10 protein-coding genes and 1 tRNA gene are annotated in these 12,612 nt (G+C 69.4%); 9 read left to right on the plus strand and 2 right to left on the minus strand.

The genetic code is table 11. The features are described 5' to 3' along the window. Positions 1–49: 49 nt before the first annotated feature. Entirely contained in the window at positions 50–262 is a 213-nt protein-coding gene (locus AB0I66_RS20465) for a hypothetical protein (RefSeq protein WP_363209274.1), read from the minus strand. Positions 263–863: 601 nt separating this feature from the next. Here AB0I66_RS20465 and AB0I66_RS20470 point away from each other — a divergent pair. Continuing rightward, positions 864–1,166 (plus strand): nuclease-related domain-containing protein, encoded by a 303-nt coding sequence (locus tag AB0I66_RS20470; protein WP_363209275.1) that lies wholly within the window; start codon positions 864–866, stop codon positions 1,164–1,166. A 150-nt stretch (positions 1,167–1,316) separates the two neighbouring features. On the opposite strand, the gene AB0I66_RS20475 is transcribed toward AB0I66_RS20470, so the two are convergent. Beyond that, positions 1,317–1,388, minus strand: a tRNA-Arg gene (locus AB0I66_RS20475). 165 nt (positions 1,389–1,553) lie between these two features. Between AB0I66_RS20475 and AB0I66_RS20480 the strand changes: the two genes are divergently transcribed. The 8 genes from AB0I66_RS20480 (at position 1,554) to AB0I66_RS20515 (ending at position 12,579) form a co-directional block, all read left to right on the plus strand. Then, positions 1,554–2,087 carry a response regulator gene (locus AB0I66_RS20480; protein ID WP_363209412.1) on the plus strand — a complete coding sequence of 178 codons (534 nt, stop codon included), beginning with the start codon at positions 1,554–1,556 and terminating at the stop codon, positions 2,085–2,087. A 128-nt stretch (positions 2,088–2,215) separates the two neighbouring features. Further along, a complete protein-coding gene (gene nrtL, locus AB0I66_RS20485) occupies positions 2,216–3,394 on the plus strand; it encodes an ArgS-related anticodon-binding protein NrtL (RefSeq protein WP_363209276.1) in 1,179 nt (392 codons plus the stop codon). A 166-nt stretch (positions 3,395–3,560) separates the two neighbouring features. Next, entirely contained in the window at positions 3,561–4,952 is a 1,392-nt protein-coding gene (lysA, locus tag AB0I66_RS20490; protein ID WP_363209277.1) for a diaminopimelate decarboxylase, read from the plus strand. Positions 4,953–5,090: 138 nt separating this feature from the next. Next, the gene (locus AB0I66_RS20495) at positions 5,091–6,383 is read left to right on the plus strand and encodes a homoserine dehydrogenase (RefSeq protein ID WP_363209278.1); all 1,293 of its coding nucleotides are present in this window, start codon (positions 5,091–5,093) and stop codon (positions 6,381–6,383) included. 6 nt (positions 6,384–6,389) lie between these two features. Further along, on the plus strand, positions 6,390–7,448 hold the full coding sequence (thrC, locus tag AB0I66_RS20500) for a threonine synthase (protein ID WP_363209279.1): 1,059 nt from the start codon (positions 6,390–6,392) through the stop codon (positions 7,446–7,448). Positions 7,449–7,756: 308 nt separating this feature from the next. Next, positions 7,757–8,674: a homoserine kinase gene (thrB, locus tag AB0I66_RS20505; RefSeq protein ID WP_363209280.1), complete on the plus strand. Its 918-nt coding sequence runs from the start codon at positions 7,757–7,759 to the stop codon at positions 8,672–8,674. 372 nt (positions 8,675–9,046) lie between these two features. Further along, a complete protein-coding gene (gene rho, locus AB0I66_RS20510; RefSeq protein ID WP_363209281.1) occupies positions 9,047–11,128 on the plus strand; it encodes a transcription termination factor Rho in 2,082 nt (693 codons plus the stop codon). A gap of 329 nt (positions 11,129–11,457) precedes the next feature. Next, complete coding sequence (locus tag AB0I66_RS20515; protein ID WP_363209282.1) at positions 11,458–12,579, plus strand: LCP family protein; 1,122 nt, start codon at positions 11,458–11,460, stop codon at positions 12,577–12,579. Positions 12,580–12,612 lie beyond the last annotated feature (33 nt).

Below are 12,612 nucleotides of genomic sequence, written 5' to 3' on the forward strand. Positions count from 1 at the left end.
AGGGTCGAGGCCCCAAGGCCCGAACCGCAAGCCCGCCAACGGCCGAATCTCACGCCTCAGCAACGCGACGCCCCCGCGCGGCGGCGCGCAGCAAAGCCTGGGCAACGAGCTCAGCATCACCAGGGCTCAGAATAATCTCATCAGTGCACAACACGGCCAGCCGCACGGTGCCATCCAAGAGATTCGTAGCGACATCGACCTCAACACCACTCCCGGTGACATCACTGACATCCAGCTCCAGATCACTGCTATAAGCACTCACACCCAAGAGCATGCCGCCCCCCCGAACAACCGCTACAAGACGCCCACGACACCACCACCACTCAAAGCTGCGCACACGGCTAACGCCTCGGGTCCGCTGCTGCCATGTTGTTGGGGGCGGCAAACAGTTTGGGGGCGGACATGAGCGATCTCAAGGTTGTTCCCTGGAAGCGGCATGGCCACGACCGGCTGTACGTCAATCTGCCGGACGGCAAGAGCGTGGCGTGGGCCGACCGCAGGACGGGCGAAGTCACGATCCTCGTGGTCGCCTACCGACGCGAGTCCCTGGAGCTGCTGCGCCGGCATCTGGCGAGTGGCCCACCCCTCCGAGTCGCGCCTTTGCCGGCGTCGCGTTCAAAGCCTCCATCGACGTCTCGCGGCAGCCAGGCCTCGCGCGGTCGTGCGGCGGCCCTGCCCAAGCTGCCTGCGCTGTCCACGGTTGACGACCTGGCGCAGAACCGCCCCGGCGCCGAGCTGCTGTCACTTATCGCGGCTCGGGCCCGTCGGCGATTCAGCGGACCTGGGCAAAGGTGCTTGGCCGGCCGTCAGAGTGGGATTCGTGGTACGCGGGACTGGCGGGCGAACGCCGTGTCGGAGCCGAGTTGGCGCGACTGTCCTCGTACGGCTGGCGGGTGCTGCACGGAGTGCCCAAGGCCAACGGCGGTGACATCGACCATCTGCTCATCGGGCCCGGCGGAGTGTTCAGCATCAACACCAAGAACCACGACGCGGCATCGGTCTGGGTGGGCGACATGATGGCGCGCGTCGATCAAGGAAAGCCCGTCCGCTACGCCGCTGAACGCGAAGTGTCGTCACTCGGTCCGGTGACCGGAGAACTCACACCAGAGCAGGCCGAGAAGGTGTACACCATCGCTCGGCACCGGCAAGCCTGGTTACGTCGGTGAGCCGACACCGAACGCCGGGGCCCCCTCCCACAGGCCGCGATCACCCAGGGCCGCGCAGGGCGACCTACGGCTGCACACGCCCGCAGATACGCGAAGACCCCACCCTCAGCGTTTCCGCTGGTGACGGGGTCTTGGGCACCTCATACAAGGTGCCCCCGGCAGGATTCGAACCTGCGCACACGGCTCCGGAGGCCGTTGCTCTATCCCCTGAGCTACGGGGGCGCGTCGGCCGGTTTGCGCGGCGACGTGTAGAACCCTACCAGCTCCTAACGGCTCCCCATGAACAGGTATTTCCGCACTCCGTGGCCGTGCGGGCGGGCGCATCCGCACCCTGTGTCCCAGACGTCGCCCCTGGTGCCGCCGGGCCATACCCCGTGCGGGGCGGAAGTGGGGAAAACCCGGACGCGGTGGTGGGCGCGGACCTACTCTCGAGTTGTGTCAGGCGTGCCAGGCCGCGTGCTTGTTGTGGACGACAACAAGGTCATCCGGCAGCTGATCAGGGTCAACCTCGAGCTGGAGGGCTTCGAGGTCGTGACCGCGGCTGACGGTGCCGAATGCCTGGATGTGATCAACCAGGTCAGACCCGATGTCGTCACGCTCGACGTGGTGATGCCCCGCCTCGACGGGCTGCGTACCGCCGCTCGCCTGCGGTCCGATCCGCGGACCCGTGATCTGCCCGTCGTCATCGTCAGCGCCTGCACTCAGTACGAGGTGGAGAGCGGGCTGGAGGTCGGCGTCGACGCCTTCCTCGCCAAGCCCTTCGAGCCGTCCGAACTCCTCGGCATCGTAAGGCAGTTGATGGAGAACGGCAGGCGTGGCGCGACCGCAAGTGGCGGGACTGCGAGCGGTGGTGGGGCGCTCAGCGGCGACTTCGGCGCTGCCGCCGGTGAAGCCGAGCGCGCCGGCCGCCCCGGCGGTTGAGCCCGACCGGTTTGGCTTTCTCGCCTTGGCCCCCACCACCTTCGGCCCTCAGCGTTCCCCGTCCACATCCCGGACCATCAGGGAAACCAGGTCGCGTCCCCACCCCCCTCCTCCCATACGCTTGACCCGTGACCCCCGTCGAGCTCTCCCGCACCGTGCTGCGCGCCATGTGTCGCGCCGTCGATGACGGCGAGCTCAGCGGCCTTGGAGAGCTCACTGGCCTTGGAGAGCTCGGTGGCCCTGGCCAGATGAGTGGCGGGACCCCCTTGCGGGTCCTCGTCGAGCGGCCCAGGCCCGGTGGGTGTGGGGATTACGCCACCAATGTCGCCCTGCAGATCGCCCGCGCCGCCGGGCGTTCGCCCCGGCAGGTCGCCGAGGTGCTCTCCCCGCGGCTCGCCATGGAGCCCGGCATCGCGGCCATCGACATCACCGGGCCCGGGTTCCTCAACATCACCCTCGATCACGGTGGCCCCCTCACCACCCGCCCGGGCAGCGCCGCCCTCGTACGTGACGTCCTCGCCCGCGGCGCCCATTACGGCCACGTTCCCCCCGGCCCAGCGGACGGTCCCACCAACCCCCGCACCCCCCTCACCCTCCACTTCCCCCGCGAACCCCGCGCCGCCGTCCTCGCCGACTCCCTCCGCCGCATCCTCCGCACCCAGGGCATCCCCGTCCGCCTCACCTGCGACGAGGCCCCTGGCGACGAAGCCCCCGGCGGCGAAACCCCCGACCCCAGCCGGCCGGCGGCCGCCGCGCTCGGCGTACACATCGACGCCCACGCGAAGCCCTCCGCCCACGCCGAAATCCTCCGCCCCCACCCCGCGCCCCCCACCAGCCCCACCCCCCTGGGCCCCGACGCCACCCGTTGGGCCCTGCTCAGTTCCGCCGGGCACGATCGGCCCCGCCTCGGCGACGAGCACCTGGTCCAGCGTGCGAGCAACCCCCTCTTCCGTGTGCGGTACGCCCACTCCCGCGTCCGTGCCCTCAGCCGCAACGCCGCCGCCCTCGGTTTCAGCGCCGAGCCCGGGGACATAGCCGGGCCGGAGGCGTGGGATCTGCTCGACGCCCTTGTCGACCATCCCCGCATCCTCGCCGCGGCCGCCCGGCACCGTGCGCCCGACCGGCTTGCCCGGCATCTCGTCGTCGTCGCTGATGCCTTCCTCGCCTTTCAGCCCGACGTCCTGCCGCTCGGTGACGAGAAACCCTTGGCCGCCCACCGCGCCCGGCTCGCGCTCGCCGAAGCCGCCGGGACGGTGCTCGCAGGCGGCCTGTCCCTGCTCGGCATCAGTGCCCCCGACTACTTGTGACACGTAGAGACGCGACTGACGTGACTAACGCGACTGAAGTGACTGACGTGACGGACATCGACGCAGCGGCCGCCGCGCCACGTATCGACGACGCGCCACACATCAACGCCGCGCCCGCCGCGCCAGCCGCGCCCCACGTGACCGAAGTGAGAGAGACGACCGCGACATGAGCCGTTCCGCACACCCCGCCGGGCCCCGCCACGCCGACGTGCTGCCCGAAGGGCACTACACCGCCCCGGCCGACGACCTGAACTCCCTCGACCCGAAGGTCTGGTCCCAGACCGTCGGGCGCGGCGCCGACGGTGTCGTCACCGTCGGCGGCATCGAGGTGACCCGGCTCGCCGAGGAGTTCGGCACCCCCGCCTACTTCCTCGACGAGGCCGACTTCCGTGCCCGCTGCCACGCCTGGCGCGGCGCCTTCGGCTCGGACGCCGACGTCTTCTACGCCGGGAAGGCCTTCCTCTCCCGCGCCATCGTGAGGTGGCTGCACGAGGAGGGGCTCAATCTCGATGTGTGCAGCGGCGGCGAGCTCGCCACCGCTCTCGCCGCCGGCATGCCCGCCGACCGCATCGCCTTCCACGGCAACAACAAGACCGAAGCTGAGATCGAGCGGGCCATCTCCGCCGGTGTCGGGCGCATCGTGCTCGACTCCTTCCAGGAGATCGTGCGCGTCGCGCACATCGCCGACCGGCTCGGCGTACGTCAGCGCGTGCAGATCCGCGTGACCGTCGGCGTCGAGGCGCACACGCACGAGTTCATCGCCACCGCGCACGAGGACCAGAAGTTCGGCATCGCCCTCGCCGGCGGCCAGGCCGCCGAAGCCGTGCGCAGGGCGCTTCAGCTCGACGGGCTCGAGCTCATCGGCGTGCACTCGCACATCGGGTCGCAGATCTTCGACATGGCCGGGTTCGAGGTCAGTGCCCGGCGCGTCGTCCAGTTGCTCGCCGAGGTGCGGGACGAGCACGGCATCGAGCTTCCCGAGATCGACCTCGGCGGCGGCCTCGGCATCGCCTACACCTCCGAGGACGACCCGCGCGAGCCGCACGAGATCGCCAAGGCGCTGAGCGAGATCGTCACGCGTGAGTGCGAGGCGGCGAACCTGCGCACGCCCCGCATCTCCGTCGAGCCCGGCCGCGCCATCGTCGGGCCCACCGCCTTTACCCTGTACGAGGTCGGCACCGTCAAGCCCCTCGAAGGACTGCGTACGTACGTCTCCGTCGACGGCGGCATGTCCGACAACATCCGTACGGCTCTCTACGACGCCGAGTACAGCGTGGCGCTCGTCTCGCGCGAGTCCGACGCCGAGCCGATGCTCGTGCGCGTCGTCGGCAAGCACTGCGAGAGCGGGGACATCGTGGTGAAGGACGCGTTCCTTCCGGCGGACCTCGCCCCGGGCGACCTGATCGCCGTGCCCGCGACCGGCGCGTACTGCCGTTCCATGGCGAGCAACTACAACCACGCCCTGCGTCCGCCGGTCGTCGCCGTGCGGGACGGCGAGGCGCGGGTCATCGTCCGGCGCGAGACGGAGGAAGATCTTCTGCGTCTGGATGTCGGCTGAGGAAATACCGGCCGAGGAACAACGTCTGGCAGAGTATCGGCCAGTGAAATAGATGTCTCACAGTCCGGACAGTGGAATGAAACCGCGATCCGGTGGGTGAGACTGGTCCCACTGTAGATGTAGGAGAAGTGAGGTCGGATGATGCGTACGCGTCCGCTGAAGGTGGCGCTGCTGGGCTGTGGGGTCGTCGGCTCAGAGGTGGCGCGCATCATGACGACGCACGCCGACGACCTCACGGCCAGGATCGGCGCCCCGGTGGAGCTCGCCGGGGTCGCCGTCCGTCGCCCCTCGAAGGTGCGTGAGGGAATCGATCCTTCGCTCATCACCACCGACGCGACCGCGCTGGTCAAACGCGGGGACATCGACGTCATCGTCGAGGTCATCGGCGGCATCGAGCCCGCCAGGACCCTCATCACCACCGCGTTCGAGCACGGTGCGTCCGTCGTCTCCGCCAACAAGGCGCTCATCGCGCAGGACGGCGCCGCGCTGCACGCCGCCGCCGAGGAGCACGGGCGGGATCTCTACTACGAGGCTGCCGTCGCCGGTGCCATCCCGCTGATCCGGCCGCTGCGCGAGTCCCTCGTCGGGGACAAGGTGAACCGCGTCCTCGGCATCGTGAACGGCACGACCAACTTCATCCTCGACGCCATGGACACCACCGGTGCCGGCTACCAGGAAGCCCTCGACGAGGCCACCGCGCTCGGGTATGCCGAGGCCGATCCGACCGCCGACGTCGAAGGCTTCGACGCCGCCGCCAAGGCCGCGATCCTCGCCGGTATCGCCTTCCACACGCGCGTGCGTCTCGACGACGTCTACCGCGAGGGCATGTCCGAGGTGACCGCCGCCGACTTCGCGTCCGCGAAGCGCATGGGCTGCACCATCAAGCTGCTCGCCATCTGCGAGCGCGCCGCCGACGGCGGGTCCGTCACCGCGCGCGTGCACCCCGCGATGATTCCGCTCAGCCATCCGCTGGCGTCGGTCCGCGAGGCGTACAACGCCGTCTTCGTGGAAGCGGAGGCCGCGGGTCAGCTCATGTTCTACGGGCCCGGCGCGGGCGGCGCTCCCACCGCGTCGGCCGTCCTCGGCGACCTCGTCGCCGTCTGCCGCAACAAGCTCGGCGAGGCCACCGGGCCCGGCGAGTCCGCGTACACCCAGCTGCCCGTGAGCTCCATGGGCGAGGTCGTCACGCGCTATCACATCAGCCTCGACGTAGCCGACAAGCCGGGTGTCCTCGCCCAGGTCGCGACGGTCTTCGCCGAGCACGGCGTATCGATCGATACGGTCCGTCAGACGGGCAAGGACGGCGAGGCCTCCCTCGTCGTCGTCACCCACCGCGCGCCCGACGCCGCCCTCACCGGCACCGTCGAGGCGCTGCGGAATCTCGACACCGTGCGTGGTGTCGCCAGCATCATGCGGGTTGAAGGGGAGTAGGCAGCAATGACCCACCAATGGCGCGGAATCATCGAGGAGTACCGGGATCGTCTTCCCGTCTCCGACACGACGCCGGTCGTGACGCTCCGCGAGGGCGGCACGCCGCTCGTGCCCGCGCAGGTGCTCTCCGAGCGCACGGGCTGCGAGGTACATCTCAAGGTCGAGGGCGCCAACCCGACCGGGTCCTTCAAGGACCGCGGCATGACGATGGCGATCACGAAGGCCAAGGAGGAGGGCGCCAAGGCCGTCATCTGCGCCTCCACCGGCAACACCTCGGCCTCGGCCGCCGCCTATGCCGTACGCGCCGGGATGGTCTGCGCCGTCCTCGTGCCGCAGGGCAAGATCGCGCTCGGCAAGATGGGCCAGGCGCTCGTCTACGGCTCGAAGATCCTCCAGGTCGACGGCAACTTCGACGACTGCCTGAACCTCGCGCGCGCCCTCTCCGAGAACTACCCGGTGGCGCTGGTCAATTCGGTCAACCCGTTCCGCATCGAGGGCCAGAAGACCGCCTCGTTCGAGATCGTCGACGCGCTCGGTGACGCCCCCGACATCCACGTGCTTCCGGTGGGCAACGCGGGCAACATCACGGCCTACTGGAAGGGCTACAAGGAGTACGCCGCCGACTCGATCTCGACGCGCACTCCTCGGATGTGGGGCTTCCAGGCCTCCGGTTCCGCGCCCATCGTGCGCGGCGAGATCGTCAAGGACCCGTCGACCATCGCCACCGCGATTCGCATCGGCAACCCCGCTTCGTGGCAGTACGCCCTCGACGCGCGCGACGAGTCGGACGGCTTCATCGACGAGGTGACGGACCGTGAGATCCTGCGCGCCTACAAGCTGTTGGCCTCGCAGGAGGGTGTCTTCGTCGAGCCGGCGTCGGCCGCTTCCGTCGCCGGTCTGCTGAAGGCGGCCGAGCAGGGCAAGGTCGACAAGGGGCAGCGCATCGTCTGCACCGTCACCGGCAACGGCCTCAAGGACCCGGACTGGGCCGTCGCCGGCGCACCGCAGCCGGTCACGGTGCCGGTCGACTCGGCCGCCGCGGCCGAGCGTCTGGGCCTGGCGTAGCCGAAATTGGTCTGGCGCGAGTGTCCCGGATCTGGCATAACCGTCCCGGTCCGGGATAACCGCAGCCTGACGGCGGGCATAACCGCCTGGAAAACCCGCAACTCCGCATAGGGGGTGCACAGGGGGCTTACGACACGCATCGTGCGCCTCCTGTGCGCCCTATGTCGCCACAGAACCTTCCTTCGATAGGCTGTACCGGACCCGCCCCGCCGCATATGCCGCGGTGCTGCCGCAGAGCGGCCTTCGGGTAGTGCCTCATCACGTGGCAAGTCCTCAAAAGATCGCAGCTCAAGGAGAGTCATCGAGCGATGGCCGGTCCCGCGTTCCGCGCCGCCGCCGTCCGGGTGCGCGTCCCCGCCACCAGCGCCAACCTCGGCCCGGGCTTCGACGCCCTAGGCCTGTCGCTGGGTCTGTACGACGACGTCGTCGTGCGGGTGGCCGACACCGGACTGAACATCGACATCGCAGGTGAGGGCAGCGAGACGCTCCCACGCGACGAGTCGCATCTGTTGGTGCGTTCCCTGCGCACCGCCTTCGACCTGCTCGGCGGACAGCCGCGCGGGCTGGAAATCGTCTGCGCCAACCGCATTCCGCACGGCCGGGGCCTCGGCTCCTCGTCCGCCGCCATCTGCGCCGGCATCGTCGCAGCGCGCGCCGTGACCATAGGCGGCGACGCCCGGCTCGACGACAACGCCCTGCTTGAACTCGCCACCGAGATCGAGGGCCATCCCGACAACGTCGCCGCCTGTCTGCTCGGCGGTTTCACGCTCTCCTGGATGGAAGGGGGAGCGGCGCGGGCGATCAGGATGGACCCCGCGGACTCCGTCGTTCCGGTGGTGTTCGTACCGGGAAAGCCCGTCCTCACCGAGACCGCGCGCGGACTGCTCCCGCGCACCGTCCCGCACGTCGACGCCGCCGCCAACGCGGGCCGGGCCGCCCTGCTCGTAGAGGCCCTGACCAGGCGCCCCGAGCTGCTGCTCCCCGCGACCGAGGACCGGCTCCACCAGGACTACCGCGCACCCGCCATGCCCGAGAGCGCCGCCCTGGTCGAGCGCCTGCGCGCGGACGGTGTCCCGGCGATGATCTCCGGCGCGGGACCCACGGTCCTCGCGCTGGCCGACGAGAGTGCGGCGGACAAGGTCGCACGCCTTGCCGGCGAAGGCTGGGCGGCCAACCGCCTGGCTCTTGACGCGTCCGGCGCGAGCGTGTTGCCGCTTGCGCCCTGACACCCGTTAGCCGGTTAGAAGAGGGGGAATGTTTGTTGGATCCGGTAGTGTTAACCTCAAGTCTGCACCCGACCCCACCATGGCGAGGTGCTTCGTGTCCCCGTCCGGGACATCCATCCTTCCGGGAGCCTCCCAAACTGCTCTGTGCCTCGCACTGAGCGGTGCCGAGCACGCTCCGGAACCGGCGTGACCGAGCCGAGTGACACCGCACCTCAGTGGCACCTCACCGGGACTCGCCATCACCAGTGAATTCTTCCGCCGCGCGTTGGCGGACCACCGCCCCGGCACGGTCCACACACCAAAGGACCTCCGGACAGCACAACCGGTCGCCGAGCCAGACAGGCCGACGTCCGCTCCAGGGAAGGACCCTTCGTGAGCGACACCACCGATCTGATGGGCGTGACTGCCGACACGCCCGCCACGGACGCCTCTGCGGCGCCTGCCACCGGTGCTTCGGCCGGGTCCCGGCGGCGCCGCGGCACCGGCCTCGATGGCATGGTGCTGGCGGAACTGCAGCAGGTCGCATCCGGCCTCGGTATCAAGGGCACCGCGCGGATGCGCAAGAGCCAGCTGATCGAGGTCATCAAGGAGGCGCAGGCCGGAGGGGGAGCCTCCGCCAAGAGTGCCGCGCCCGCCTCGTCCGCGGACACCGAGACGAAGCCCAAGCGCCGCGCCACCTCGAAGGCCCGGACGGGCGAGGACACCGCAGCGAACTCGACGAGCTCGGACAAGGCCGCCAAGGCGAGCAAGGCCGACAAGGCCGAGCAGCCGGCCAAGGCCGATGACGCCGCCCAGCAGCAGATCGACATCCCGGGCCAGCCCGCGGGTGCCGACAAGGGCGAGCGCCGCCGTCGCCGTGCCACCGCCGACGCGGGCAGCCCCGAGACGGTCACCGCCGAGGCGAAGAGCGAGCCGAAGACCGAGGCCAAGTCCGACAAGAACGACGCCAAGACGGACGCGCCGTCCGAGGCCAAGGGCGACGGCTCCGGCGACAACAACGCCGACGGCCGCCGTGACCGCCGTGACCGCCAGGGCCGTGGCCGCGACCGCGACCGCCGTGGCAACAAGGGCGACGAGCAGCAGGGCGGCAACCGCCAGCAGGGCGGCCGTCAGGACCGTCAGGACCGCGGCGGCGACCGCCAGGACCGTCAGCAGCGGGACCAGCGCGACCAGCGCGACAACGGACCGCAGGACGACTTCGACGACGAGGCGGGTGGCCGTCGTGGCCGCCGCGGGCGCTACCGCGACCGCCGTGGCCGTCGTGGCCGCGACGAGTTCGGCGGCGCGAGCGAGCCGCAGGTCGCCGACGACGACGTACTGATCCCCGTCGCGGGCATCCTGGACATCCTCGACAACTACGCGTTCATCCGTACGTCGGGCTACCTCCCGGGTCCGAACGACGTGTACGTGTCGCTCGCCCAGGTCCGCAAGAACGGTCTGCGCAAGGGTGACCACATCACCGGCGCCGTCCGTCAGCCCAAGGACGGCGAGCGCCGCGAGAAGTTCAACGCGCTCGTCCGCCTCGACTCGGCCAACGGCATGGCGGCCGAATCCGGGCGCGGGCGACCGGAGTTCAACAAGCTGACGCCCCTTTACCCGCAGGACCGGCTCCGCCTGGAGACCGACCCGGGCGTGCTCACCACCCGCATCATCGACCTCGTGTCGCCGATCGGTAAGGGCCAGCGCGGTCTGATCGTGGCTCCGCCGAAGACCGGCAAGACCATGATCATGCAGGCGGTCGCCAACGCGATCACCACGAACAGCCCCGAGTGCCACCTGATGGTCGTCCTGGTCGACGAGCGTCCGGAAGAGGTCACCGACATGCAGCGGTCGGTGAAGGGCGAGGTCATCTCCTCGACCTTCGACCGTCCGGCCGAGGACCACACCACGGTCGCCGAGCTGGCCATCGAGCGCGCCAAGCGTCTCGTGGAGCTGGGTCACGACGTGGTCGTGCTGCTCGACTCGATCACCCGCCTGGGCCGTGCGTACAACCTGGCGGCCCCGGCCTCCGGCCGCATCCTGTCCGGTGGTGTCGACTCGACCGCGCTCTACCCGCCGAAGCGCTTCTTCGGTGCGGCGCGCAACATCGAGGACGGCGGCTCGCTGACCATCCTCGCCACCGCGCTCGTCGACACCGGTTCGCGCATGGACGAGGTGATCTTCGAGGAGTTCAAGGGCACCGGCAACATGGAGCTCAAGCTCGACCGGAAGCTCTCCGACAAGCGCATCTTCCCGGCGGTGGACGTCGACGCGTCCTCCACCCGCAAGGAAGAGATCCTGCTCAACAGCGAAGAGCTGGCGATCGTCTGGAAGCTGCGCCGGGTGCTGCACGCGCTCGACTCGCAGCAGGCCATCGAGCTGCTTCTCGACAAGATGAAGCAGACGAAGTCGAACGCCGAGTTCCTCATGCAGATCGCGAAGACGACCCCGACGCCGGGCAACGGCAACGACTAGTCCCCGCGGCATCGCGAAGGGCCGCCCCCGTCATCCGACGGGGGCGGCCCTTTTTGCGTCGCAGGGGGCGCGTGATGCGCGCGTGATGACCTTGGCCACACGTCTAAGAGATCCTTATGGTCACGGGCAGTAGCCCCGCGGCCGGAGAAACCGCAGGTGAGAGGCCATAAGGGTGGCAAAGGAGTGCACGATGCGTCACAAGTGCGCGCCGGGGCGCCCACAAATCGCTGTGCAACCCTTCTTTCGGTTTCCACGTCTGACTAGTGACGCCAGACCACGCCTGACCCTGAAAGCAGGGGGTAACCGACCCGACGAGGACTGAGGAGCACATGACCGACGAGAGCGCACCCGCGGCGGACACGGCACCGAAGCGCGCCCGAGGCGGTGGCGGTCGGCGTCGCAAGCCGCGCGAGAAGCGCAGCAAGGTCCTCGTCGTCACCGCGTGGACCGCGGCATCGGTGATCGTCGTCGGCGGTGCGGGCCTCGGCTTCGTGTACTTCAAGCTCAACGGCAACATCAAGGGCGTCGACATCAACGCGGCGCTCGGCACGGACCGCCCGCAGAACGTCGACAACGGCTCGCAGGACATCCTCGTCCTCGGCTCGGACTCCCGCTCCGGCGACAACGCCAAGTACGGCAAGGACGAGGGCGCCGCCCGCTCCGACACGGCGATGGTCGTGCACGTGAACAAGGGCCACAAGACGGCCAGCGTCGTCTCCATACCCCGCGACACCCTCATATCCCGCCCCGAGTGCAAGACCGACGACGGCACGGACCCGGGCGGACAGCGTCAGATGTTCAACACGGCGTACGAGGTCGGTGGCCCCGCCTGCGCCGTCAAGACCGTGGAGAAGATGTCCGGCATCCGGATGGACCACTACGTCGAAGTGGACTTCTCCGGCTTCAAGAAGCTCATCAACACCCTCGGCGGCGTCGAGATCACCACCAAGAAGGCGATCAACGACAAGGACAGCCACCTCAACCTGAAGGCCGGCACGCACCAGCTCACGGGCGAGCAGGCCCTCGGCCTGGTCCGCACCCGGCACGGCGTCGGCGACGGCAGCGACCTCGGCCGCATCCAGCTGCAGCAGGCCTTCATCAAGGCCCTGATCAACCAGGTCAAGGACGTCGGCGTCTTCAGCAACCCGAAGAAGCTCTACGACCTCGCGAACGACGCGACCAGCGCCATCACCACCGACTCCGACCTGAACGACGTCAAGAGCCTCGCGGGCTTCGCGGGCGGCCTCAAGGGCATCGGCGCGGGCGACATGAAGATGGTCACGATGCCCATCCAGTACGACCCGGCCGACCCCAACCGCGTCCTGCCCCTGGAGAAGGCCGACCAGCAGGTCTGGGACGCGCTCAAGGCCGACAAGCCCATCCCCAGGTCCGCCACCGAGAAGTCCGCGGGCGACAAGGGCGACGCGAGCGATGTCGTGACCAGCCGGTAGAACGCCCTCAGCGGCCCGCTGGGAATAGAACGG

This window comes from Streptomyces sp. NPDC050439 (genome assembly GCF_040655335.1).
GTDB lineage: Bacteria > Actinomycetota > Actinomycetes > Streptomycetales > Streptomycetaceae > Streptomyces.